Origin of the sequence: Massilia sp. BSC265 (assembly GCF_000740675.1) — a bacterium.
In the GTDB taxonomy this organism is placed as follows: Bacteria; Pseudomonadota; Gammaproteobacteria; order Burkholderiales; family Burkholderiaceae_D; genus Telluria.
In genome coordinates, this window is sequence record NZ_JPXI01000030.1 from 1 (window position 1) to 22,734 (window position 22,734).

General features: G+C 65.3%; 21 protein-coding genes, 2 rRNA genes and 1 pseudogene. 12 read left to right on the forward strand and 12 right to left on the reverse strand.

Translation table 11 applies throughout. The annotated features are described in order from the left end of the window. Both MA09_RS09790 and rrf read left to right on the forward strand, forming a co-directional pair. Window positions 1-731: ribosomal RNA gene (locus MA09_RS09790) — 23S ribosomal RNA — on the forward strand; the annotation flags it as partial. 137 nt (window positions 732-868) lie between these two features. Beyond that, window positions 869-981: ribosomal RNA gene (gene rrf / locus MA09_RS09795) — 5S ribosomal RNA — on the forward strand. 140 nt (window positions 982-1,121) lie between these two features. Here the strand turns inward: rrf and MA09_RS09800 are convergent. From MA09_RS09800 to MA09_RS09825, 6 genes are all read right to left on the reverse strand, one after another. Further along, window positions 1,122-1,463: a DUF1840 domain-containing protein gene (locus MA09_RS09800; RefSeq protein ID WP_036247617.1), complete on the reverse strand. Its 342-nt coding sequence runs from the start codon at window positions 1,461-1,463 to the stop codon at window positions 1,122-1,124. Window positions 1,464-1,534: 71 nt separating this feature from the next. Then, window positions 1,535-3,091 carry a hypothetical protein gene (locus MA09_RS09805; protein WP_036247620.1) on the reverse strand — a complete coding sequence of 519 codons (1,557 nt, stop codon included), beginning with the start codon at window positions 3,089-3,091 and terminating at the stop codon, window positions 1,535-1,537. Further along, entirely contained in the window at window positions 3,088-3,825 is a 738-nt protein-coding gene (locus MA09_RS09810; RefSeq protein ID WP_229440649.1) for an ABC transporter ATP-binding protein, read from the reverse strand. Before MA09_RS09810 ends, MA09_RS09805 begins: the two co-directional genes overlap by 4 nt. Then, window positions 3,822-4,334 (reverse strand): hypothetical protein, encoded by a 513-nt coding sequence (locus MA09_RS09815; RefSeq protein WP_051933347.1) that lies wholly within the window; start codon window positions 4,332-4,334, stop codon window positions 3,822-3,824. Before MA09_RS09815 ends, MA09_RS09810 begins: the two co-directional genes overlap by 4 nt. A 45-nt stretch (window positions 4,335-4,379) precedes the next feature. Continuing rightward, entirely contained in the window at window positions 4,380-5,897 is a 1,518-nt protein-coding gene (locus MA09_RS09820) for a YifB family Mg chelatase-like AAA ATPase (RefSeq protein ID WP_036247623.1), read from the reverse strand. A gap of 110 nt (window positions 5,898-6,007) precedes the next feature. Then, window positions 6,008-6,520: an adenine phosphoribosyltransferase gene (locus MA09_RS09825; protein ID WP_051933348.1), complete on the reverse strand. Its 513-nt coding sequence runs from the start codon at window positions 6,518-6,520 to the stop codon at window positions 6,008-6,010. 170 nt (window positions 6,521-6,690) lie between these two features. Here MA09_RS09825 and MA09_RS25035 point away from each other — a divergent pair, with 170 nt between their 5' ends. Then, window positions 6,691-6,936 (forward strand): hypothetical protein, encoded by a 246-nt coding sequence (locus MA09_RS25035; protein ID WP_200883056.1) that lies wholly within the window; start codon window positions 6,691-6,693, stop codon window positions 6,934-6,936. Next, window positions 6,936-7,526, forward strand: coding sequence for an AraC family transcriptional regulator (locus tag MA09_RS25585; RefSeq protein WP_200883057.1), 591 nt, complete (start codon window positions 6,936-6,938; stop codon window positions 7,524-7,526). The genes MA09_RS25035 and MA09_RS25585 overlap by 1 nt, the downstream gene beginning before the upstream one ends. On the opposite strand, the gene MA09_RS09840 is transcribed toward MA09_RS25585, so the two are convergent. From MA09_RS09840 to MA09_RS09860, 5 genes and pseudogenes are all read right to left on the reverse strand, one after another. Next, entirely contained in the window at window positions 7,523-7,903 is a 381-nt protein-coding gene (locus MA09_RS09840; RefSeq protein ID WP_036247626.1) for a SirB2 family protein, read from the reverse strand. The genes MA09_RS25585 and MA09_RS09840 overlap by 4 nt on opposite strands. Window positions 7,904-7,939: 36 nt before the next feature. Then, window positions 7,940-9,592 carry a glycoside hydrolase family 43 protein gene (locus MA09_RS09845; protein ID WP_036247629.1) on the reverse strand — a complete coding sequence of 551 codons (1,653 nt, stop codon included), beginning with the start codon at window positions 9,590-9,592 and terminating at the stop codon, window positions 7,940-7,942. Then, window positions 9,589-10,878 carry an MFS transporter gene (locus tag MA09_RS09850; RefSeq protein WP_036247631.1) on the reverse strand — a complete coding sequence of 430 codons (1,290 nt, stop codon included), beginning with the start codon at window positions 10,876-10,878 and terminating at the stop codon, window positions 9,589-9,591. Before MA09_RS09850 ends, MA09_RS09845 begins: the two co-directional genes overlap by 4 nt. Window positions 10,879-10,978: 100 nt before the next feature. Beyond that, window positions 10,979-13,456: an adenosylcobalamin-dependent ribonucleoside-diphosphate reductase gene (locus tag MA09_RS09855; protein ID WP_036247633.1), complete on the reverse strand. Its 2,478-nt coding sequence runs from the start codon at window positions 13,454-13,456 to the stop codon at window positions 10,979-10,981. A gap of 186 nt (window positions 13,457-13,642) precedes the next feature. After that, window positions 13,643-13,870, reverse strand: a pseudogene (locus tag MA09_RS09860) (accessory factor UbiK family protein); the annotation flags it as partial. Window positions 13,871-14,167: 297 nt separating this feature from the next. Here MA09_RS09860 and MA09_RS09865 point away from each other — a divergent pair. From MA09_RS09865 to gshA, 4 genes are all read left to right on the forward strand, one after another. Next, complete coding sequence (locus MA09_RS09865; protein ID WP_036247635.1) at window positions 14,168-14,911, forward strand: TorF family putative porin; 744 nt, start codon at window positions 14,168-14,170, stop codon at window positions 14,909-14,911. A gap of 19 nt (window positions 14,912-14,930) precedes the next feature. Beyond that, window positions 14,931-15,269 (forward strand): P-II family nitrogen regulator, encoded by a 339-nt coding sequence (glnK, locus tag MA09_RS09870; RefSeq protein WP_036247637.1) that lies wholly within the window; start codon window positions 14,931-14,933, stop codon window positions 15,267-15,269. Between the two features lie 11 nt (window positions 15,270-15,280). Beyond that, on the forward strand, window positions 15,281-16,681 hold the full coding sequence (gene amt / locus MA09_RS09875; protein ID WP_036247641.1) for an ammonium transporter: 1,401 nt from the start codon (window positions 15,281-15,283) through the stop codon (window positions 16,679-16,681). A gap of 141 nt (window positions 16,682-16,822) precedes the next feature. Continuing rightward, a complete protein-coding gene (gene gshA, locus MA09_RS09880) occupies window positions 16,823-18,124 on the forward strand; it encodes a glutamate--cysteine ligase (RefSeq protein WP_036247644.1) in 1,302 nt (433 codons plus the stop codon). 18 nt (window positions 18,125-18,142) lie between these two features. Here gshA and MA09_RS09885 read toward each other — a convergent pair whose 3' ends face one another. Beyond that, entirely contained in the window at window positions 18,143-18,790 is a 648-nt protein-coding gene (locus MA09_RS09885; RefSeq protein ID WP_036247647.1) for a DUF4272 domain-containing protein, read from the reverse strand. A gap of 392 nt (window positions 18,791-19,182) precedes the next feature. Between MA09_RS09885 and gshB the strand changes: the two genes are divergently transcribed. Genes gshB through ptsP form a run of 4 tightly spaced genes read left to right on the forward strand, consistent with a single transcriptional unit; the run spans window position 19,183 to window position 22,696 of the window. Further along, window positions 19,183-20,145, forward strand: a complete 963-nt coding sequence (gene gshB, locus MA09_RS09890) for a glutathione synthase (RefSeq protein ID WP_036247649.1) — start codon at window positions 19,183-19,185, stop codon at window positions 20,143-20,145. Window position 20,146: 1 nt separating this feature from the next. Beyond that, complete coding sequence (locus tag MA09_RS09895) at window positions 20,147-20,554, forward strand: PTS sugar transporter subunit IIA (RefSeq protein ID WP_036247651.1); 408 nt, start codon at window positions 20,147-20,149, stop codon at window positions 20,552-20,554. 52 nt (window positions 20,555-20,606) lie between these two features. After that, window positions 20,607-20,876 (forward strand): HPr family phosphocarrier protein, encoded by a 270-nt coding sequence (locus tag MA09_RS09900; protein WP_036247653.1) that lies wholly within the window; start codon window positions 20,607-20,609, stop codon window positions 20,874-20,876. A 41-nt stretch (window positions 20,877-20,917) separates the two neighbouring features. Next, window positions 20,918-22,696, forward strand: coding sequence for a phosphoenolpyruvate--protein phosphotransferase (gene ptsP / locus MA09_RS09905; protein WP_036247974.1), 1,779 nt, complete (start codon window positions 20,918-20,920; stop codon window positions 22,694-22,696). Window positions 22,697-22,734 lie beyond the last annotated feature (38 nt).

The following is a 22,734-nucleotide window of genomic DNA, read 5'->3' on the forward strand; positions in this document are numbered from 1 at the left end:
ACCACCCTGGTTCGTTTGAGGTTCTAACCTTGGTCCGTTATCCGGATCGGGGACAGTGCATGGTAGGCAGTTTGACTGGGGCGGTCTCCTCCTAAAGTGTAACGGAGGAGTTCGAAGGTACGCTAGGTACGGTCGGACATCGTGCTAATAGTGCAATGGCATAAGCGTGCTTAACTGCGAGACCGACAAGTCGAGCAGGTACGAAAGTAGGACATAGTGATCCGGTGGTTCTGTATGGAAGGGCCATCGCTCAACGGATAAAAGGTACTCTGGGGATAACAGGCTGATTCCTCCCAAGAGTTCATATCGACGGGGGAGTTTGGCACCTCGATGTCGGCTCATCACATCCTGGGGCTGTAGCCGGTCCCAAGGGTATGGCTGTTCGCCATTTAAAGTGGTACGTGAGCTGGGTTTAAAACGTCGTGAGACAGTTTGGTCCCTATCTGCCGTGGGCGTTGGAAATTTGAAGGGGGCTGCTCCTAGTACGAGAGGACCGGAGTGGACGAACCTCTGGTGTACCGGTTGTCACGCCAGTGGCATTGCCGGGTAGCTAAGTTCGGAAGAGATAACCGCTGAAAGCATCTAAGCGGGAAACTTGCCTTGAGATGAGATTTCCCGGAGCCTTGAGCTCCTTGAAGGGTCGTTCGAGACCAGGACGTTGATAGGCTGGGTGTGGAAGTGCAGTAATGCATTAAGCTAACCAGTACTAATTGCCCGTACGGCTTGTCCCTATAACCTTGGTAGGCTATAGACAAGTCAGGAATACAGCTGCAGTTTGTTGATACTGCTACCCCAAGAATAAAAAAACGATACTTCTTCCCGGATTGTGAGTTTTTTACCGATCGGTAAAAGCTCAGACAAGTCAAAGCCTGATGACCATAGCAAGTCGGTCCCACCCCTTCCCATCCCGAACAGGACCGTGAAACGACTTTGCGCCGATGATAGTGCTGCAACCAGTGTGAAAGTAGGTTATCGTCAGGCTAGTTATAAGCAAAGCCCGCTCAGTATCGACTGAGCGGGCTTTTTGCTTTCGGATTCGCACTGCGAATCTTTACAGTGCCTTATGAAAAAAGCCCGCTTTCGTCAAGCGGGCTTTTGCTTGATGCGTACAGAGAAAACCGTCACACGCCCCACAGCACGTCGGTCTTGTTGTCACGCGCCGAACGCAGCATTTCGAGCAGCGGGAAGGCACGTGTCGGGAAGCTGACGACTTCGATCGGCTCGTGTTCGTTGTCCTCGGTGTCGCCGTGGTGCGCCTGGACGTCGCGTTCCACCTGTTCCGAGATCTGGTGCCTGCGGCTTTCCTCGATTTCGCCCTCGAGCAGGGCAACAGCGCGGGGGGCTTCTTCGGCGGTAATGACACCGCGTTCCATATCCTTATGCAGCAGGTCGAGGATGCGCTTGGCATGTTCCTGGTACATCAGGACCTCAGGATAGGACTTGCATTTAAATGTGATCAACATGGCTATTCCGTTCTTTTGTTAGTGCTTAAACGATAACACGAGTTGGAGAACCGGTCATCCCTCGCACACATTCAGGATGCCGCGCGGCGCCGCAACAGCCAGGCCGTCACTAAGGTGGCGCTAGCGAAGAAGCCGGCGAATGCGCCCCCCGCCATGTAGGCACCCGAGGCTGCACCGCCGGCGACCGTGGCCAGGCACCACCCGAGTCCGCCCCACGACAGGCTATTGAGCATTCCTAATATCGAAGTCAGCGTATCGCTACGGCCGCGCGCCTTGTAATCGCTGCGAGAACCGGCCTTTCCACACCAGTGAACGATCAAGGCGGCGGTGCAAGTCGCGCCGCTGACGGTGAAGCAGGCCAGCAGACCAGGGATCGGCACCGTCAGTACGAGCCAGGCGAGGGGGATGGATGCGATGAGAAGCGCGGGCATGACTCCCGCCGCCAGCTTGGCAAGCCGCACCACGGGTTGAGGCGCGGGGGCGAGGACCAGCAGATCAGGCGCCTCCTCGGCGGATACCACGATCCAGGCCAGCGATGCCGTCAGCGAACTGCACAGCAGCGTCAATCCCGCGATCAGGGCCGGGACGTGGACGTCGCTGCGACGGAACATGACGAGACACAGCGGCAGCAGGTACAGCAACTGCAGTGCAACTTGCGAGATCAGTTGCGGATCGCGCACGATCAGCCGCCATTCCTTGCGTACGACAGTGTCGAACAGTCCGTGCCCGAACCGGTAGTGCACGCCGCCCGATGGACGCCGCCCGGCACTGGCGGAAGAAGCCGCCTGCTGCAGGCCGTACACGAAGAAACCGTGGGTAAGCCCGGTGGTCAGCATGAACGCTGCGACGGCAAGCGCCACCAGCCCCACTACGGGCAGCGCTTCGCCCAGCAGGGCGCGGCCGGGCAGCCACAGGAGGCTCGCTGCGCCGAGCAGGCCTTGCGAGGCAAAGGCCCGTTCGAAGACGGCCGCCGCTTCGGCTTCCCGGGACTGCGACATGACATTGAGCAGCTGTGCCAGGATGAACAGCAGCGCCCCTGCCAGCGCACCGATGAGCTGGGCGATGACCCGCGTGCGGCGCGCACCGAGCACGCGCACCAGGCCCAAGGTAACCAGCATGGCCATGCAGGCGACGATCGTCGCGCAGCCGAGAATGACAGGATAGACCGCCAGCCAACGCCCGTAGCCGAGCAGCGCGCCCGCATGCGCGAATGGTGTGAGCAGGAACAGGTAAAGCACGGAGGTGCCGGCGGCTACCACGCCGAGGCGAACGGTGAAGATGCTGCGGGAGGGCAGTGGCGACGACAGCAGTAAATCCAGGTCGCCGCGCTCGAACAGGACCACCACGCTGGACTTGAGTGCACTCGACAGCATGAAGGTCATGCTGCCGAACAGCAGTGCCGTCACCGCGACCAGGACGCGGGGATCGTCGGTGTCAATGGCTGTGCTGCGGGCAAGGACGAACCAGGCAATGCCATGCAGGACCAGCCACACCGCGGCGGCGATCGCCAGCCCGGCCATGCCGGGTCGGCGCGGCGTTCCTGTCGCCTTGCCTGCCGCCGCGTTGTACCACGCGAGGCGGATCTCGTGCCGGAGCAGCCAGCCGATGCTGCCTGGCAGGCCCTTCATGGTCGCGCTGTCAGCTGCAGGAACACATCCTCGAGGCTGCCGCCGCTGGTGCGCTCGCGCAGTTCGGCCAGCGTGCCTTCGGCGATCAAGCGTCCGTCGCGGATGATGCCGATGCGCTGCGCCAGCCGTTCCGCCACTTCGAGGATGTGCGTGGTGAGGATGACAGTGCCGCCCCTGGCCACATGCGACAGCAGCAGGTCCTTGACCTGGCGCGCGGCAGCCGCGTCGAGCCCGGTCAGCGGTTCGTCGAGGATGAGCAGTTCGGGCGCGTGGATCAGCGCGCCGGCCAGGGCGAGCTTCTGCTTCATCCCGCGCGAAAAGCCCTCCGTGAGCGCGTGCGCATGCGGGCTGAGATCCAGCCAGTCGAGAAGCTCGCGTGCGCGCGGTTCGGCCTCGCGCGCCTCCACGCCCCACAGGCCGGCCACGAATTCCAGGTATTCGGTGGGCTTGAGCTTCCCGTACAGCATGGGGTCGTCGGGCAGGTAAGCCATCTTGCGCTTGGCATCGAGCGGCGCCTGCGCCAGGTCGATACCGAGCACCTCGATGCGGCCGGCATCCGGCGCCACCAGGCCCGTCACCATGCGCAGCGTCGTGGTCTTGCCGGCGCCGTTGGGGCCGAGCAGGGCATACAGCTCGCCGCGCCGCACTTCCAGGTCCAGTCCATCGACTGCAGGGCGGCCGAAGGACTTGGACAGTCCGCTCGTCCGCAGTGCCGGAGCGGTATCCGTCATCATTGCGGTTTGAACGAGGACAGGAACTGCTCGGTCTGCTCGGGCGGCATCGCACCGGGCGTGCCCACCACGATCACCTGGTACATGCGCGTGCCTTTGGCAAAGAAGCGGCCCACGAGGCGTACCGGGCCATTGTTGCCCTTGCCGAGCGCGTCGACCTCCAGCGCCGCGCTGCCGGGTGCTGCGCCCTTGTTTTCTTCGGTATCGCCGGCGCCGATATTGCGCAGCAGGGCCCGGCGCATTGCGGGCAGGGTGGCCTGGGCCAGGGCCGCATCCGGCGCCACCGCGGTGCCGACGGCGAAGGTCGTTCCTTCCACCTCGGCGGCCGTCATCGTCATGTCGACCTTGATGCCGCCCAGGTCGATGCCGCGGGTGTGCGTCGCCGGCTTGGCAGGGAACAGCACACGGAAGGCGCCGTCGGCACTGGTGTAGTCGCGCCAGTTGTAGGTCGGCGAACAGCCCGCCAGTATGATCGCGGACAGCGAAGCAAGGAAGAGTTGTTTGATGTGCATGCCACGATGTTAGCAGGACGCGTGGCGCGCGCATACTTTCGGCCGTCAATGCTCCCTGAGCGCGCGCCGGTACTGGATCGCTTCCGCGATATGCTCGGGCGCCACGTGCTCCGCGCCGCCCAGGTCGGCGATCGTGCGCGCCACCTTGAGCACGCGGTGGTAGGCGCGCGCCGACCAGTGCAGCTGCTGCATCGCGGCGCGCAGCAACCGGTCGCCGGCCGCGTCCGGACGGCAGTAGCGGTCGATCTCGCGCGGGGCCAGGCGCTGGTTCGGCTTGCCCTGCCGCGCCAGCTGCCAGGCATGCGCCTGCGCCACGCGCGCCGCAATCGCGGCGCTGCTTTCCCCATCGGCCTGCGCGCCGATGCTTTCCGCCGGCATGGCCGCCACCGCCAGCTGGATGTCGATGCGGTCGAGCAGCGGGCCGGAGACGCGGTCCTGGTAGCGCTGGGCCGCCTCCGGCGTGCAGCGGCACTTGCCGGACACATGGCCGAGCCAGCCGCAGGGACAGGGATTCATCGCCGCCACCAGCTGGAAGCGGGCCGGGAAATCGGCCTGGCGCGCCGCGCGCGAGATCGTGATCTGGCCCGATTCGAGCGGCTCGCGCAGCACCTCGAGCACGCGCCGGTCGAACTCCGGCAGCTCGTCCAGGAACAGCACGCCGTGGTGGGCCAGCGAGACCTCGCCGGGACGCGGCGGATTGCCGCCGCCGACCAGCGCCACGCTTGAGGTAGTGTGGTGCGGACTGCGGAACGGACGCCGGCGCCAGCGCTGCGGCGAGAAGCCCCCGGCAATCGACTGCACCGCGGCCGATTCCAGCGCCTCGTCCTCGCCCATCGGCGGCAGCAGGCCCGGAAAGCGCGAGGCCAGCATGCTCTTGCCGGCGCCCGGCGGACCGATCAGCAAGACCGAATGCGTGCCTGCAGCCGCCACTTCGAGCGCGCGCTTGGCCGTCTGCTGCCCCTTCACTTCCGCAAAGTCCGGATAGTCGACAGGGCTTGCGGGCGCCTTGCCCTGGTGGCGCGCCAGCTGGACACTGCCTGCCCCGCGTACGAAGTGGGCGCACACCTCGAGCAGCGTGCGCGCGGGGTAGATGGCGGCCTCGCTGACCAGTGCGGCCTCGTCGGCATTCGCCAACGGCACGATGAAGGCGCGCGCTTTTTCCTCGCGTTCGCGCTGCATGGCGAAGCTCATCGCCAGCGCACCGCGGATAGGGCGCAGTTCGCCGGACAGCGAGAGCTCGCCGGCAAACTCGTAGCGCGCCAGCCCCTCGCCCGGGATCTGCTGCGATGCCGCCAGGATGCCCAGCGCGATCGCCAGGTCGAAGCGGCCGGACTCCTTCGGCAGGTCAGCCGGGGCCAGATTGACGGTGATGCGGCGCGGGGGAATGGTAAAGCCGGAGTTCTGCAGTGCTGCGCGGACGCGGTCCTTGGCTTCGCGTACTTCCGCATCGGGCAAGCCGACAATGGTGAACGCGGGGAGCCCGTTGGCCAGGTGGACTTCGACGCTGACGGCGGGGGCGTCCATGCCGGCGAGGGCGCGGCTTCGTAAGACGGCGAGACTCATGGGCTTCCTGGCGATTGAGGACTCGCAGGATGGTGACACCGCTTCGCAGAAGGCTCGTTGAGCGCACCCAAGCGTGCGCCGTTTCAGGGCTCAGGCGCCTGCAGGAAGCGTTAAACGTCGCGCAAGGTCACCACCGGCATGGTCAACGCGCGCTTGTCCTTGAAGAAAGCGATGTCGAACAGGGCCGCCGCGCCGACCACCTCCTTGCCCAGCTGGCGCAGCAGGGAAGCCGCCGCTTCGATGGTGCCGCCGGTGGCCAGCACGTCATCGACGATCAGCACGCGCTGGCCCTTGATGCGTTCCGGCTGGATCTCGATGGTCGCGTTGCCGTATTCGCGCTTGTAATCGATGCTGATCGCCTTGCCGGGTAATTTACCGGCCTTGCGTGCCATGGCAAAGCCGACCTTGTGCTTCAAGGCAAGGGCGCCGGCAATCATGAATCCGCGCGCGTCCATGGCCAGGATGAAGTCGAAGTGCAGTGCATCGGTCTTTTCGTTCAGAGTGTCGATGGCCAGGCGCCAATGCTCCGGATTATCGAAGATGCAGCCGACGTCGATGAAGTTGACGCCCGGCTCCGGGTAATCCTGGAAAAACTCCAGCGGAACGCTGTTGAAATCGTTCATGGGAAATAAGAGTTCGTGTGGTGAAGCGAATAGGTGGGTGAGCGACGATTATCGCCGGTCTGCGCAAAGGCTGCCCGCGCTGCGTCAGGGGAGCAGCTTGTGCAGCCTGTCTCGAAGCGTGCCACCATGGACGATTTGGCAACCACAACAAGACCATCATGGACATTGCAGTGTCACTCGCAGACCCGATCGAAGAGGACGAGGTGATCCGGCTGTACCGCGCCAACGGCTGGTCGTCGGCCGAAAAGCCGGTGCAATTGATGGCGGCACTCCGTAACTTGCATGCGCTGGTGACGGCGCGCATCGGCGGCGAGTTGGCCGGACTCGGCAACGCGATTTCCGATGGCCACCTGGACGTCTATTTTCCCCACATGCTGGTGCACCCGCGCACCAGGGGAAGGGCGTCGGGCGCCTGATGAGGGGGCCGATGCTGGCCAGGTATGCCGGCTTCCACCAGATGATGCCGACCGCCGGCGGCGCCGCGATCGACTTCTACAAGGCGCTGGGTTTCGAGCGGGCCGGCAAGACCGAGCCCATGTGGATCTACGCGGGCAGCGAACATCAAGAACACTACCGTGTTCACGCCCGCGGCCGGCTCTCAGCCCTGGAACTGGACGACGACAAGATCTTCGTAAACGATGGCCCGATGTGGACCTCGGCCGGCATGACGGCCTGCATCGACCTGGCGATCGCGCTGGTCGAGGCCGGCCTGGGAACGGCGGTGGCGAAGGCGGTGGCGCGCAAGATGGTGGTCTACCACCGGCGCACCGGCGGCCAGTCGCAGTTCTCCTCACTGGCCGAGATGGATGGCGGCTCCGACCGCATCCGGCTGGCGCTGCGCTACGCGAAGGAGAACTTGCATACGCCGCTGTCGGTCGAGCAGCTGGCGGAGCACGTCAACTGGAGCCCGCGCCATTTCAGCCGCGCCTTCGTGCGCACGCTGGGCAAGCCGCCGCAGGCCGTGCTGCGCGAGGCGCGCCAGCACGTCGGCTACGACCTGCTTTAAAAGACGACCAGCGGGTTCTTCGTCACCGCAACCGCCACGATGTAGGCGAAGCTGGCCAGCGCGCCGATGAGGGCGGCGCTGCGCACTTCCTTGGTCCGGCCGCCCTTGAGCGCGATGGTGCCGAGTACGATGTAGGCCACCAGCCCCACCAGCTTGGCCGTCAGCCAGGGCATCTGGCCTGGATACTGATGGCTCACCACCGCCAGGCCGACGGCGCTTGCCAGCAGCAGGGTATCGACCACGTGTGGGACGATCTTCACCCAGCGCTGTCCTAGGTTCGGCGACGCGCGCATCATCCAGATGCCGCGGACCAGGAACAGCAGGCCGCTGAGGGCCACGAAGCTGACGTGCAGGTGCTTGAGTGCGATATAGGGCATGGCGGGTTCACGAGTTGGTAACCCGCGCAGTATGCCTCAGCTGTGCTCGACTGTGGTCGCGCGCGGATCGGTAACGAAGGGCCGTTCGCGGTAATCGAAGTAGTCGAAGTCGGCATGCAGGCCGGTGCCGGCCATGTCCTGGCAGGCCATGCCGACAAAGGCGCCGGTGAAGTTAGGCTGTCCGGGCGCCGATGCCTCGTCCGACAGGATGCTTGCATCGAACTGTTGTGGCAGCCACTGCCATGCGCCTCCGTGCAGCCGATAGCCGAAGAGAAGCCGTTCCTCGTCCACCTCCACGCGCAGCTCGACCGGCACGCCTGCCGGCACGGGGATCGGCGCGCTGAAGGCATCCGACTGCATGTGGTTCGGCAGGCTGCTCATCACGCGCAGGTGCCTGCCCACCTCGTCGTCGTGCGTCAGGTACAGGTAATGGAATTTCGCCGCGCCGTAGTAGCACACCAGGCCTGCCTGCTGCTGGTAGTGCTGCGGCTCGAAATCGACGACCGTGGCGGCGCTGTAGCAATGCGCCTGCTGCCGGCGCGCTACCAAGGCCTGGCGGAACTGGCTGCCGATGGATTCGCGCCCGAACAGGCGCAGGTGGCCCGGACGCTCACCGAGGCTGAAGATCTCCTCGGGCCATGGCGTGCGCAGCCACTGGAAGGCGATCGGCAACTGCGGCTCGTCGAAGTCTTCACGCACGGGCTCGAGCGGGAAGCGATGCTCCGCCGGTTGCGGCGCCTCGGCCTGCAGTTCCGGCGTGCCGAGGCCGTCGCGCGTGCGCAGCCATCCATCCTCGCCCCACACCATCGGCTGGATCGCGGTCTCGCGGCCCAGCGTGCAGGTGCCGCGGTTGCGCAACGGGCGACCGCACAGGTAGACCATCCAGGTGTCGCCGTCCGGCGTCTCGACCAGGTCCGCATGGCCCGCGCGTTGCAGCGGCGCATCCGGCCGGTTGCGGGAACTGAGGATGGTCACGTCCGGATGCAGCTCGTAGGGTCCACGCAGCTGGAAAGAGCGCGCCATCGTCACGCCATGGTTCCAGCCGGTGCCGCCTTCGGCGGTCAGGAGGTAGTAGTAGCCGTTGCGCTTGTACAGGTGCGGCGCCTCGGTCAGCCCGTGCGGCGTGCCCTTGAAGATGTTCTCGCGCCGTCCGACCAGCTTGCGCCCGTCGACCGAATACTCCTGCAGCACGATGCCGGCAAAGCGGTTGCCGCCGGGCCGGTGGTCCCATAGCTGGTTGAGCAGGTACTTGCGCCCGTCGTCGTCGTGGAACAGCGACGGGTCGAAGCCGCTGCTGTTCAGGTACACCGGGTCCGACCAGGGGCCGTCGATGCCGGGGCTGGTGACCAGGTAGTTGTGGAAGTCGCGCAAGGAGGCGCTGCCGGTCGCGCCGCCGGTGGAGGTGCGGCCGTAGCGCTTGACGTCGGTGTAGACCAGCCAGAACAGGCCATCGGCATAAGTGAGGCAGGGCGCCCACACGCCGCAGGAGTCGGGTGCCCCGAGCATGTTCAGCTGGCTCGCGCGGTTCAACGGGCGGCCCGCCAGCCGCCAGTTGACCAGATCGCGCGAATGGTGGATCTGCACGCCCGGGTACCACTCGAAGGTGGAGGTGGCGATGTAGTAGTCTTCTCCCACGCGCACGATGGACGGGTCGGGATTGAAGCCGCGGAGGATCGGATTATGGATCATGCTGATTCTTTGACGGGAGAGTCGGCGGGAGAGTCGGCACGCAGCGGTTCGCGCACCAGCGTCCACAGGAGCACGGCAGCGACCAGGTCCAGCACTGCCAGGCTGACGAAGAAAGGCGTGTAGCCCACGCTGCTCATCAGGCCGCCGATCAGCAGCGAGAAGATCAGCAGGCCCAGGTTGCCGAAGGTGCCGCACATGCCGGCCACGGTGGCCACCTCATTGCGACGGAACAGGTCGGAGGACATGGTGATCACGGTGACCGAGAGCGTCTGGTGCGCGAAGCCCGCGACGCTGAGCAGGGCGATCGCCGCATAGGCATTGTCCACGAAGCCGACGAAAGCCACGCCCATCATCATGACGGCGCCCACGGTGAAGGCGCCGCGCCGTGCATTGATCAGGCGTACGCCGCGCTTCTGCAGCCATGGCACCACCGTCGGGCCGAACAGGCAACCTAGGTCGGCCGCGAGGAAAGGCAGCCAGGCGAACATGGCGATCTGCTTCAGGTCGAAGCCCCGCACCGTGGTCAGGTACAGGGGCACCCAGAAGGCCAGGGTGCCCCAGGCCGGGTCGGCGAGGAAGCGGGGCAGGGCGATGCCCCAGAAGTTGCGCTGCTTGAGGATGCTGGACACGGACGGGCGCTTGCCGTCGCCCTGCAGGTGCTGCTCCTGGCCGGCAGCGATGTGCTGGGCCTCGCTTTTTGATAAGCGGCGGTGGCGCGCCGGGGCGTCGTAGAGCAGCAGCCAGATGGCCACCCACACCAGGCCGAGCGCGCCGGTGATCACGAATGCGGACTGCCAGTTGTAGTGCAGGATCGCCCACACCACCAGCGGCGGCGCCAGCATCGACCCGAAGGATGCGCCGATGTTGTAGATCCCGCCCGCCATGCCGCGTTCCTTGGCCGGGAACCACTCGGACACCGCCTTCATCCCGGCCGGATTGGCCGAACCTTCCGCCAGGCCCAGCAGGCCGCGCAGCACGGCCAGCGTCTGCCAGTTGGTGGCGAAACCGTGCAGCATGCAGATGATCGACCAGGCCACCGCGAACATCGCATACCCGAACTTCAGGCCGATCACGTCCAGCACATAGCCGCACAGCGGCTGCAGCATGATCGCGCCCTGGAAGGCCGCCGTGATATAGGAATACTCGGCCGTGCTGATATCCAGTTCCTTCAGCACGGTGGGAGCGGCAACCGCCAGGCTGCTGCGGGTGAGGTAGTTGATGACCGCCCCCAGCATCACCAGGCCGATCATCCACCAGCGTAGCCCTCTGATCTTCCGATTGAACATGTTTGCGCAACCATTATGTTGGGCTGCCAACCATATCACATTATCTCAGTGAAATGTTAGCGCAAACTTTCGCATGTTCTCGGAAGGCGTTCTCGCTGCCTCAGCCGCATTCCCCCACGTAATGGCATTCGTCGCAGCGGGTGCAGCCGTCCACCTTGCGCAGCGCCCGCGCGCCGCATTCCGGGCACTTGGCGCCGCTGGTGGCCGGCAGGGCGCCAGCGCTGGTAGGCTGCGGCTCGGCCTCCGGCACCACAAGCTCGCCACGGCTTGCAAAGCGCCGCGCCAGTTCCGGCACCGGCACCTGGTTGCCCCAGGCGTCGAGGAAGCCGCGCCGGATCAGCACGCGTTGCAGCATGAAGGCGATCGCCGCCACTTCCGAGTCGTGGTAGACCGGCACCTGGGTGCCGTCCTCGCGCGTTAGATGGCCGCAGCGCACCGGGCCTTTTTCCCAGACCACGTCGCGCATGTCGGCGAGCGCCCGCGCGATCGGGCCGCCGGCGCGCGCCACCATCGACAGCAGGCGCATCGAGGCCGTGATCCATTGCTGGCCGCCGGTGCGCTGGTTCGAGGGCATGAAGAATTCAAAGGGCCGTTCGATCTCGACCTTCCGGCCTTCGTGCACGCCGTCGGCGCGGAGGAAGCTGACGGTGAGGTAGGCGCTCTTGCGGCCTTCCTGGGTCGAGTATTCGATCTTCGAGGTGACCGATTCCAGCTCGCCCAGCGGGCGGCGCTCGAAGCGCTTGCGCAGCGGGTCATCGTCCGGGAGAGCGGCCTGTGGCGCGGTCTGTTGTGCTTGCGGCGCGGTAGACAGGACGCTGCCCAGCACCGTGTTCGGCCGGTAGGTCGCCAGCCCCTTCAGGCCGGCATGCCAGGCCTGGCTGTACAGGTTGCGGAAGTCCTCGAAGGGATAGTCTTCCGGTACGTTGACGGTCTTCGAGATCGCGGTGTCGATGAAGGGCTGCACCGCCTGCACCATGCGCAGGTGGTCGATCGCGCGCATCTCGAGCGCCGTCACGAACTGTGGCGGCAACGAGGACATGTCATGGCCCATCCGGCGGTACAGGCGCCAGGCATGGTCCTCGACGTCGTAGCTGCGCATCGACCCGTCCGGCATGCGCTTCTTGCGCTGGTAGGTCCAGGCGTAGGGCGGCTCGATGCCGTTCGAGGCATTGTCGGCGAAGGCCAGCGAGATGGTGCCGGTCGGCGCGATCGAGAGCAGGTGCGAATTGCGGATGCCATAGGTGTAGATCGCGTCGCGCAGCCAGCCCGGCAGGCGGCCCACGAAGTGGCTGTCCAGATACTCGTCCGCATCGAACAGCGGGAAGGCGCCTTTTTCGCGCGCCAGCGCCACCGAGGTGGCATAGGCGGCGTCGCGCAGGGTCTCGGCGATGCGCGCCGCCATGGCCCGCCCTTCGTCGGAATCGTAGCGCAGCCCCAGCATGACGAGGGCGCTGCCCAGTCCCAGGAAGCCTAGGCCGATGCGGCGCTTGTCCCGGGATTCGGCGGCCTGCTGCGGCAACGGCCATTCGGTCGCGTCCAGCACCAGGTCGAGCATGCGCACGCCCACCGCGGCGACCTCGCACATGCGATCGAAGTCGAATTGCGGATTGGCGCCGAACGGGTCGACCACGAAGGCGGTAAGGTTGACCGAGCCCAGGTCGCAGCAGCCGTAGCTGGGCAGGGGCTGCTCGCCGCAGGGATTGGTGGCGCGCAGTTCTTCCGCGTACCAGAGGTTGTTTTCAAGATTCATGCGGTCGACGAAGAGCACGCCGGGCTCGGCGTGGTCATAGGTCGAGGCGATGATCTTGTCCCACAGTTCGCGCGCGCGGATCTGGCGGTAGACCCAGAGGCCGTCCTCGCGGCGATACGCGTTCGGAGCGTCATCCATGCCCGGCTCGGCACGGTGCACCAGCTCGAACAGCGCGTCGCTTTCCACCGCGTGCATGAAGGCATCGGTGACGCCGACCGAAATGTTGAAGTTGGTGAGCCCGCCTTCGTCCTTGGCGGCGATGAAGCGTTCGATGTCGGGATGGTCGATGCGCAGCACGCCCATCTGGGCGCCGCGCCGGGCGCCGGCCAACTCCACCGTCCGGCAGGAGGCGTCGAACACTTCCATATAAGACACCGGGCCCGACGCGCGCGAGCGGGTGCCGTGGACCTTGCTGCCCAGCGGGCGGATCGCGCTGAAGTCGTAGCCCACGCCGCCGCCGCGGCGCATGGTCTCGGCCGCTTCGGCGAGCGCAGTGTAGATGCCCGGCAGGCCGTCCTCGTCCGTCCCGGAGATGGAATCGCCGACCGGCTGGACGAAGCAGTTGATGAGGGTGGCCTGCAGTCCCAGGCCGGCGGCCGAATTGATGCGTCCGGCCGGAACGAAGCCGTGCTCCTGGGCCCAAAGGAAGCGCGCCTCGAGTTCCTCGCGCAGGTGTTCCGGCTCGAGGGCCGCCAGCGCGCGTGCCACGCGCCGGCGCACATCCAGGATGCTGCTTTCCTCACCCTTGGCGTATTTCTCGCGCAGGACGTCGAGCGAGACTTCCTGCGGCGCCACGGGGCTGCCTGCCGGCTGGTCGACCGCATTCATGGTGCGCAGCGCCCTGGCATGGATTCCGCCACCTGATCAGGGCTTGTCGATGATGATGTGCGGCGCGGCCGGATCGGTGGCGCCGGGAAGCGGATCGCTGGAGGCGGCCGCCGTGCTGGCCGAAGCGGCCGAAGCAATCGTCGTGGACGCTGCCGCCGTACCGCCGGTTCCGCCCTGCGCCGCCAGGCGCGATTCGAGCTCCACCACGCGCAGCTCGAGCGCTTCGAGCTTGGCGCGGGTCTTGGCCAGCACCTGGGCCTGGATGTCGAACTCTTCACGGGTGACGAGGTCGAGCTTCGAAAAGCCCTGGGTCATCATCGCCTTGACGTTTTTCTCGATGTCCTTGGCCGGCGAGCTTTCCAGCGCCTGGTTGATCTTGCCCTGGATGTCGTTGAAGAAGCTGTTCATGTCCATTTCCTTTCAGTCGGATCGCACTGCACCACGACAGTGCGTTGCACTCCGCTTTGGTGCGCCGCGCCGTGGCGGATGCCTGGCGCAGAGGTTTGCCCGGTTATTCGAATCGCAAATGGGGCGGATGGCTGAGAAAACAAGCATTCATGGGGCACGCCGCCACCGTTCCGATGGTTTTTTTGAGCTGGCACGCATCCTGCTAAAGAGTTGTCAGGCGTGTAGCAAACCAGATTGTAAACCGCAACGGCCTGCGGCACGGTTCAGCCGTCGAACGCAGCCGTTGAAAATAAGGGGAATGTCATGAAGTGCAACACAAGTGCAGCAGTCACCTGGGCAGTGCTGGCCCTCTCCAGCATCCCGGCGCTTGCGCAAGAAGCTGCCCAAGCGCAAGCAACTGAGCATCAAATCAGCTACAACGCCGCCATCACCAGCGACTACCGTTACCGCGGCCTGTCGCAAACCCGCCTGGACCCGGCGCTGCAGGGCGGCGTCGACTACGTGCACGGCCCGACCGGCCTGTACGTGGGCACCTGGCTGTCCACCATCAAATGGACGAAGGATCTCGGCGGCGACGGCAACATCGAATGGGATCTGTATGCCGGCAAGCGCGGCAACCTCGGCGAGACGCTCACCTATGACGTCGGCGGCCTGTATTACTGGTACCCCGACAATAGCCTGAACCCGCGTGCCAACACCTTCGAGGTGTACGGCCGCCTGGGCTTCGGCCCGGCCTATGTCAAATACTCGCACTCGACGACCAATCTGTTCGGCACCGCGAACAGCAAGCGCAGCGGCTACCTGGACGTCGGCGCCGACCTGGACGTCGGCAACGGCTTCATCCTGAACCTGCATGCCGGACGCCAGGAAGTGAACAACAACAGCGCGTTCTCGTACAACGACTACAAGGTCGGCGTCAGCAAGGACCTCGGTGTGGCGACCCTGTCGCTGGCCTGGATCAAGGCCAACACGGATGCCTACCTGAGCCCGCAGGGCAAGAACCTCGGCAAGTCAGGCGCCGTCCTGACCCTGTCCAAAACCTTCTGATATCCATAGAGGCATCACCATGAAAATGATTACCGCCATCATCAAGCCCTTCAAGCTGGACGAAGTCCGCGAAGCGCTGTCGGAGATCAACGTACAGGGCATGACCGTGACCGAAGTGAAGGGCTTCGGCCGCCAGAAAGGCCACACCGAGCTGTATCGCGGCGCGGAGTACGTGGTCGATTTCCTCCCGAAGATCAAGATCGAAGCGGCAGTCGACGACGCCGTGGTCGACCAGGTGATCGACGCCATCTCGGGCGCCGCCCGCACCGGCAAGATCGGTGACGGCAAGATTTTCGTGGCCGACCTCAACCAGGTCATCCGTATCCGTACCGGCGAGACCGGCAACGAAGCACTGTAAGGGGAATTCGAATGAAGCATACCGTTACCAAAGTCCTCGCCGGCGTGGCCAGCGCCGGCCTGGCGCTGCCGGCGCTCGCCGCGCCCAGCATCAACAAGGGCGACACCGCGTGGATGTTCGTCGCCACGCTGCTGGTCATCATGATGTCGATCCCGGGCCTGGCCCTGTTCTACGGCGGCCTGGTGCGCGCCAAGAACATGCTGTCGGTGCTGATGCAGGTGTTCATGGTGTTCTCGCTGATCATCGTCTTGTGGTGCCTGTACGGCTACTCGCTGGCCTTCACCCAGGGCAATGCCTTCATCGGTGGATTCGACCGCGTCTTCCTGAACGGCATCTACGATGCCGCGGCCGGCACCTTCAGCCAGGCCGCCACCTTCAGCAAGGAGACCATGATCCCCGAGTTCATCTTCGTCGCCTTCCAGGGCACCTTCGCCGCCATCACCTGCGCCCTGATCGTCGGCGCCTTTGCCGAGCGCGTGCGCTTTTCAAGCGTGCTGCTGTTCATGGTGCTGTGGTTCACCTTCGGCTACCTGCCGGTGGCCCACATGGTCTGGTTCTGGGCCGGCCCCGACGCGATTTCAGACGCCGCCACCCTGGCGACCGTCACCGAGAATGCCGGCTTCCTGTGGCAGCACGGCGCGCTCGATTTCGCCGGCGGCACCGTGGTGCACATCAATGCGGCGGTGGCCGGCCTGGTCGGCGCCTACGTCATCGGCAAGCGCATCGGCCTGGGACGCGAATCGATGGCCCCGCATTCGCTGACCATGACCATGATCGGCGCGTCGCTGCTGTGGGTGGGCTGGTTCGGCTTCAACGCCGGCTCGGCGCTGGAAGCAGGCGACATCGCTGCGCTGGCCTTCATCAACACCCTGTTGGCAACCGCCGCGGCCGCCGTGTCGTGGATGTTCGGCGAGTGGGCCTTCAAGCGCAAGCCTTCGCTGCTGGGCGCGGTGTCGGGCGCGGTCTCGGGCCTGGTGGCGATCACCCCGGGCGCCGGCTTCGTCGGCCCGATGGGCGCAATGGTGATGGGCCTGCTGGCCGGCGTGGTCTGCCTGTGGGGCGTGACCGGCCTGAAGCGCCTGCTGGGCGCCGACGACTCGCTCGACGTGTTCGGCGTGCACGGCGTGGGCGGCATCCTGGGCGCGCTGCTGACCGGCGTGTTCGCCGCGCCGCAGCTGGGCGGTCAGGGCGTGTGGGACTACGTGGCCAACAAGGCCTCGCCGGACTACTCGATCGCCGGGCAGCTGCTGGTGCAGGCCGAGGCGGTCGGCATCACCATCGTGTGGTCGGCGTTCGTTGCCTTCGTCGCCTTCAAGCTGGTGGACGTGGTGATCGGCCTGCGCGTGCCGGCGGATGCCGAGCGCGAAGGCCTGGACATCACCAGCCATGGGGAGTCGGCTTACCACCTGTAAGCAGTCCGCCGTACAAAGAAAAGCGCCCACGTGGGCGCTTTTTACGTTTATGACAAGTATGCGGACTTTAAATAAGGATATTCGTCCATATCTGAGGCTACCGATATAATTCGAATAAGCCACCACTAGGACGTCCATACCATGGTTCCGCACCTCGCCACTGCCCTGACCGGTCCCCTCCTGGACCTGGAAAAGAAGATCCTCGAAGCCACCCCCGCCATCGAGCGCTGGTTCCGCCTCGAGTGGCAGGAGCATACGCCACCCTTCTATTGCTCGGTAGACCTGCGCAACGCCGGCTACAAGCTGGCGCCGGTCGACACCAACCTGTTCCCGGGCGGCTTCAACAACCTGTCGACCGAGATGCTGCCCCTGACGGTGCAGGCCGCCATGGCCGCGATCGACAAGTATTGCCCGGATGCGCGCAACCTCCTGATGATCCCGGAAGTCCACACGCGCAACCCGATGTACCTGCAGAACGTGGCGCGCCTGATGCAGATCTTCCGCCAGACCGGCCTGCACGTGCGCCTCGGCTCGCTGTCGCCGGACGTCACCCAGCCGACCCCGCTGGCGCTGCCGGACGGAAACATGCTGGTGGTCGAGCCGCTGGTGCGCTCGCCGAACGGCCGCCGCGTCGGCCTGGCCGATTTCGATCCCTGCACCATCCTGCTGAACAACGACCTGTCGGCCGGGATTCCATCGATCCTGGAAAACATCCACGAGCAGTCGCTGCTGCCGCCGCTGCACGCGGGCTGGGCACTGCGCCGCAAGAGCAACCATTTCAAGGCTTTCGACGAAGTGGCCAAGAAGTTCGGCAAGCTGATCGAAATCGATCCCTGGCTGGTCAACCCGCTGCACAGCAAGGTCGGCGAGATCGACCTGCAGCAGGACGTCGGCACCGAGCAGCTGGCCGATGCCGTCTCGGCGCTGCTCTCGAAGATCAAGAAGAAGTACAAGGAATACGGCATGAAGGAGCAGAAGCCCTTCGTGATCGTCAAGCCCGACGCCGGCACCTACGGCATGGGCGTGATGACGGTGAAGGACGCCAGCGAGGTGCGCGACCTGAGCCGCGCCCAGCGCAACAAGATGACCGTCATCAAGGATGGCGTGGCCGTCACCGACATGATCGTGCAGGAAGGCGTGCCTACCTTCGAAACCGTCAACGATGCCGTGGCCGAGCCTGTGGTGTACATGATCGACCGCTACGTGGTGGGCGGCTTCTACCGCGTGCATGCCGAGCGCGGCGTCGACCAGAACCTGAACGCGCCTGGCTCCCAGTATGTGCCGCTGGCCTTCGCCCAGCAGCACGCGGTGCCGGACCCCAAGGCCAAGCCGGGCACGGCGGCGCCGAACCGCTTCTACGTGTACGGCGTGGTCGCGCGCCTGGGCCTGCTGGCGGCCTCGCTCGAACTCGAGCGCACCGACCCCAACCCTGAAGTCTATTAAAGAGGAAAGCGCCCGCGCTCAGGTGTCGGTAGAGACGGCGTCCCAGTCTTCCTCATCGCCGTAGCCGGTCATCCAATTTGCCGCATGGTGCCATTCGAGCACCATGCCCGGGTTGATCCCGGGCGGCGGCTCGCGCCCGTTCAGCTGGGCGTCGCGCACCGCCCAGTGCAGGCGGTAGAGGCGATCGGACCAGTCGAGGATCTCGGCCTTGCTGCGCAGGCGCAGCGCCTGGCGCAGCATGGTGGCGTCGCCCAGGTCATGCGGGTAGAGCGGCAGCACGGCCTCCACGCTCGAAGGATGTTCCGGCATCGGTAGCGCGTCGACCAGCCCGCCGCACCAGGCCAGGAAGACCATCGCCTCCAGCCGCCACGAGAACCGGACGATGTCGCCCTCGCTCCGCGCATCATTGAAGAGGAAGGCCGCTTCGTCGCTCGACAGCCAGCCGCGGCGGTTGCTGACCGAGAAATACTCCTTGAAGTAGCCGTTCTCGCGCAGCATGGCCGTGCCGACCACGCCCCACAGGGCGACCAAGCGACGCCATAGCGCATCTTCGGAACGCAGCGTAACGGAGTCCTCGGCTTCGATCATCGGCAAATGGGGATTGACCGGAATCCCGCGCTCCCGCAACAAGTCTTCGTTTGCTGTCCTGCGGTCTTCTGGTGTCATGCCATGCCCCGAAATCGTTTGCAGGACGATAACACCATTCCGGCTGGGCTATCCGCCCTTTTGCAGCATGTACACAAAGTGCGAACGCAGCGGCGCCGCCGCGGCCAGCAGGTCGGCCACGCATAGCGCGAGAGTGCGGTGCCACCATGCCACTGCCGGTAGACATCCATAGTGCGCTCCAGTTCAGTCTGCCTACTGGTGCGTGTACTCATGAAGCCATGGTCACGCAAGAGGACTTCGAAGGTGTGAGGTGACTCAGGCTGCACGATCGAGTTTTCACACAGCGATCACCGCACTTTCGCTTTGCACCCGAATGGGGCGTCATTGCAGGCCCGTCCGCGAGGTTTCGCGTTTCCGGCTAAAATCGACGCATTGCCTGTAATGGATGCCCCATGAAAATCGCCTTCCTCGCCGACCCGATCTCCACGTTCAAGATCTACAAGGATTCGACTTTCGCGATGATGCGCGAAGCCGCGAAACGCGGCCACGCCGTCTACGCCTTCGAGCAGCGCGACATGGTGCTGGAAGAGGGCATCGTGACGGCCCGGGTCATGCGCATCCACCTGACCGGCGAGCCTGAGGCCTGGTACCGCGCCGACGAGCCCGAGATCGTGCAGCTGTCGGCTTTTGACGCCGTCATCGAGCGCAAGGACCCGCCCTTCGACATGGAATACGTTTACGGCACCTACCTGCTGGAGCTGGCCGAGCGCCAGGGCGCGCGGGTGTTCAACCGCCCGGGTGCGATCCGCGACCACAACGAGAAGCTCACCATCGGCCAATTCAGCCAGTACACCTCGCCGACCCTGGTCAGCTCAAGCCCGGCGCGCCTGCGCGCCTTCCACGAGAAGCACGGCGACGTGATCTTCAAGCCGCTGGACGGCATGGGCGGCGCCGGTATCTTCCGCGTCAAGGACGACGGCATGAACCTGGGTTCGGTGATCGAATCCCTGACCGGCAACGGCAGGCACACGATCATGGCCCAGAAATTCATCCCGGCCATCAAGCAGGGCGACAAGCGGGTGCTGGTCATCGACGGCAAGCCGGTGCCGTTCACGCTGGCCCGCATCCCGCAGGGCAATGAAGTCCGCGGCAACCTGGCCGCCGGCGGCCTGGGCGTGGCGCAGCCGATCACCGAGCGCGAGCGCGAGATTGCCGAGGCCATCGGCCCGGAACTGGCGGCGCGTGGCCTGTTGCTGGTAGGATTGGATGTGATCGGCGATTTCCTGACCGAAGTGAACGTCACCAGCCCGACCTGCTTCCAGGAGATCACCGACCAGACCGGATTCGACGTGGCCGCGATGTTCATCGACGCGGTCGAACTGAAGCTCATTGGCAACACCTTCGAAAAACACTGACATGGTTGGCATTTTGCTGATGACCCACGCTCCGCTGGGCCAGGCATTCATCTCCGCGGTGGCGCACGTATTCCGTGGCCCCACCGAGCGCTTCGAGGCGATCGACGTGACCGCCGACCAGGACCTGCACGAGGTGAACTGCCTTGCCAAGGAGGCGATCGCGCGCCTGGACGACGGCGACGGCGTGCTGGTCATCACCGACATCAAGGGCGGCACGCCGTCCAACTGCTGCAACTCGCTGCTTGAGGCCGGTCACGTGGAAGTCATCGCGGGCATCAGCCTGCCGATGCTGCTGCGCGCGATCACCTACCGCCGCGACACCCTCGACGTGGTGGTGGAAATGGCCCTGGCCGGCGCCCAGAACGGCGCCGTGCGGGTGGATAACCGGATCCGCGTCGGGTCCAGCTGAACGACGAACTTTATTTTGGCCGCGGGCATAGAACGGGACAATAAGCGACAACATGATTCAACAGGAACTCGAGATCATCAACAAGCTGGGCCTGCACGCCCGCGCCTCCGCCAAGTTCACCCAACTGGCCGCCAAGTTCCAGAGCGACGTCTGGCTCACCCGTAACGGACGCCGCATCAATGCCAAATCGATCATGGGCGTCATGATGCTCGCCGCCGGCAAGGGCGCCAAAGTCCTGCTCGAGGCCGACGGCCCGGACGAACAGGCCTGCGTCGCCGCCCTGAGTGGCCTGATCAACGACAAGTTCGGCGAAGGCGAGTAATGCCGCGCGAAGCGGCAGCTCCCCGCCATACGGGACCATCGATGGCATCGTTCACGCTCCACGGCATTCCGGTTTCGCGCGGCATCTCGATCGGCCGCGCGCACCTGCTCACGCCGGCCGCGCTCGACGTCAAGCACTACCTGGTCCCCGAAGAACAGGTCGAGGCGGAGGTCCAGCGCCTGCAGCACGCCATCGCCGAAGTGCACCGCGGCCTGCAGGCCCTGTGGACCGAACTGCCCAAGGATGCCCCGACCGAACTGGGCGCCTTCATCGACGTGCACGCGCTGATCCTGTCCGACCCGATGATCTCGGAAGCGCCGCTCGACATCATCCGCACCCGCCACTACAACGCCGAATGGGCGCTGGTGACCCAGATCGACGAGCTGTCGGCGCAGTTCGACGAGATCGAGGACGAGTACCTGCGCGAGCGCAAGCACGACATCCAGCAGGTGGCCGAGCGGGTGCTGAAGGTCCTGATGGGCACCGCCCTGGAGATCCCGCCGCCGCTGGCGGGCGAGGACCAGGCCGCCCCGCAGATGATCGTGGTGGCCCACGACATCTCGCCGGCCGACATGCTGGCCTTCCGCGACCGCGAAGGCGCAACCCGTTCCTTCATCGGTTTCGTCACCGACGTCGGCGGCCAGAACTCGCACACGGCGATCGTCGCGCGTTCGCTCGACATTCCGGCGGTGGTCGGCATGAGCTCGGCCTCGCGGCTGATCGAGCAGGACGATTGGGTGATCATCGACGGCGATGCCGGCGTGGTGATCTGCAACCCGAGCCAGCTGGTGCTGGAACAGTACCGGGCGCGCCAGGCCGCGCTGCTCAAGGCGCGCAAGCGCCTGCTCAAGCTCAAGAAGACCCCGGCGGTGACCAGGGACGGCACCCCGGTCACGCTGCTGGCCAATATCGAGCTGCCGGAAGACTGCCCGGCGGCGCTGGAAGCCGGCGCCATGGGCGTCGGCCTGTTCCGCTCGGAGTTCCTGTTCATGGGGCGGTCGCATGGCCTCGGCCACGCGTTGAGGATCCCGAGCGAGGACGAGCAGTTCGAGCAGTACCGCAAGGCGGTGGTGGCCATGAAGGGGCGCCCGGTGACGATCCGCACCCTCGACGTCGGCGCCGACAAGCCGCTCGACCCGACCGAGCACACCGCGCTCAATCCCGCGCTGGGGCTGCGCGCGATCCGCTACTGCCTGGCCGAGCCCCAGCTGTTCCTGACCCAGCTGCGCGCGATCCTGCGCGCCTCCGCGTATGGAAAAGTGCGCATCCTGATCCCGATGCTGGCGCACGCCTTCGAGATCGACCAGACGCTCTCCATGATCGAGCAGGCCAAGCTGCAATTGCGCGAAGAGAACGTCAAGTACGATCCGGGCGTGGAAGTCGGCGCCATGATCGAGATTCCGGCCGCCGCGCTGGCGCTGCCGATGTTCGTCAAGCGCATGAACTTCCTGTCGATCGGGACCAATGACCTGATCCAGTACACGCTGGCGATCGACCGCGTCGACTACGAAGTGGCGCACCTGTACAATCCGCTGCACCCGGCGGTCCTGATGCTGATTGCCCAGACCATCGCCACCGGCCAGAAGGCCGGCCTGGATGTCGCCGTGTGCGGCGAGATGGCGGGCGACACCAAGCTCACCCGCCTGCTGCTCGGCATGGGCCTGCGTGAATTCTCGATGCATCCGGCCCAGCTGCTGTCGGTGAAGCAGGAAATCCTGAACAGCGACCTGTCGGCGATCACCACGCGCACGCGCCGCATCCTGCGCTCGATCGAGCCGAACGAGATCGCCGCCGCGGTCGAGCAGCTGCAAACCCTCTGATAACGCATTGAAGTTTCACCCGGCGCGGCCTCCCGGTC

Excerpts from the sequence above, each read along its gene's own strand:
- MA09_RS25585 (WP_200883057.1), top strand. The coding sequence starts at position 6,936 with ATGAGGGGGCCGATGCTGGCCAGGTATGCCGGCTTCCACCAGATGATG.
- MA09_RS09855 (WP_036247633.1), bottom strand. The coding sequence starts at position 13,456 with ATGAATGCGGTCGACCAGCCGGCAGGCAGCCCCGTGGCGCCGCAGGAA.
- MA09_RS09840 (WP_036247626.1), bottom strand. The coding sequence starts at position 7,903 with ATGCCCTATATCGCACTCAAGCACCTGCACGTCAGCTTCGTGGCCCTC.
- MA09_RS09900 (WP_036247653.1), top strand. The coding sequence starts at position 20,607 with ATGATTCAACAGGAACTCGAGATCATCAACAAGCTGGGCCTGCACGCC.
- MA09_RS09895 (WP_036247651.1), top strand. The coding sequence starts at position 20,147 with ATGGTTGGCATTTTGCTGATGACCCACGCTCCGCTGGGCCAGGCATTC.
- ptsP (WP_036247974.1), top strand. The coding sequence starts at position 20,918 with ATGGCATCGTTCACGCTCCACGGCATTCCGGTTTCGCGCGGCATCTCG.
- MA09_RS09800 (WP_036247617.1), bottom strand. The coding sequence starts at position 1,463 with ATGTTGATCACATTTAAATGCAAGTCCTATCCTGAGGTCCTGATGTAC.
- MA09_RS09825 (WP_051933348.1), bottom strand. The coding sequence starts at position 6,520 with ATGAACGATTTCAACAGCGTTCCGCTGGAGTTTTTCCAGGATTACCCG.
- MA09_RS09810 (WP_229440649.1), bottom strand. The coding sequence starts at position 3,825 with ATGATGACGGATACCGCTCCGGCACTGCGGACGAGCGGACTGTCCAAG.
- gshA (WP_036247644.1), top strand. The coding sequence starts at position 16,823 with ATGGTTCCGCACCTCGCCACTGCCCTGACCGGTCCCCTCCTGGACCTG.
- MA09_RS09885 (WP_036247647.1), bottom strand. The coding sequence starts at position 18,790 with ATGACACCAGAAGACCGCAGGACAGCAAACGAAGACTTGTTGCGGGAG.
- glnK (WP_036247637.1), top strand. The coding sequence starts at position 14,931 with ATGAAAATGATTACCGCCATCATCAAGCCCTTCAAGCTGGACGAAGTC.
- MA09_RS09865 (WP_036247635.1), top strand. The coding sequence starts at position 14,168 with ATGAAGTGCAACACAAGTGCAGCAGTCACCTGGGCAGTGCTGGCCCTC.
- MA09_RS09845 (WP_036247629.1), bottom strand. The coding sequence starts at position 9,592 with ATGATCCATAATCCGATCCTCCGCGGCTTCAATCCCGACCCGTCCATC.
- MA09_RS09820 (WP_036247623.1), bottom strand. The coding sequence starts at position 5,897 with ATGAGTCTCGCCGTCTTACGAAGCCGCGCCCTCGCCGGCATGGACGCC.
- gshB (WP_036247649.1), top strand. The coding sequence starts at position 19,183 with ATGAAAATCGCCTTCCTCGCCGACCCGATCTCCACGTTCAAGATCTAC.
- amt (WP_036247641.1), top strand. The coding sequence starts at position 15,281 with ATGAAGCATACCGTTACCAAAGTCCTCGCCGGCGTGGCCAGCGCCGGC.
- MA09_RS09815 (WP_051933347.1), bottom strand. The coding sequence starts at position 4,334 with ATGCACATCAAACAACTCTTCCTTGCTTCGCTGTCCGCGATCATACTG.
- MA09_RS09850 (WP_036247631.1), bottom strand. The coding sequence starts at position 10,878 with ATGTTCAATCGGAAGATCAGAGGGCTACGCTGGTGGATGATCGGCCTG.
- MA09_RS09805 (WP_036247620.1), bottom strand. The coding sequence starts at position 3,091 with ATGAAGGGCCTGCCAGGCAGCATCGGCTGGCTGCTCCGGCACGAGATC.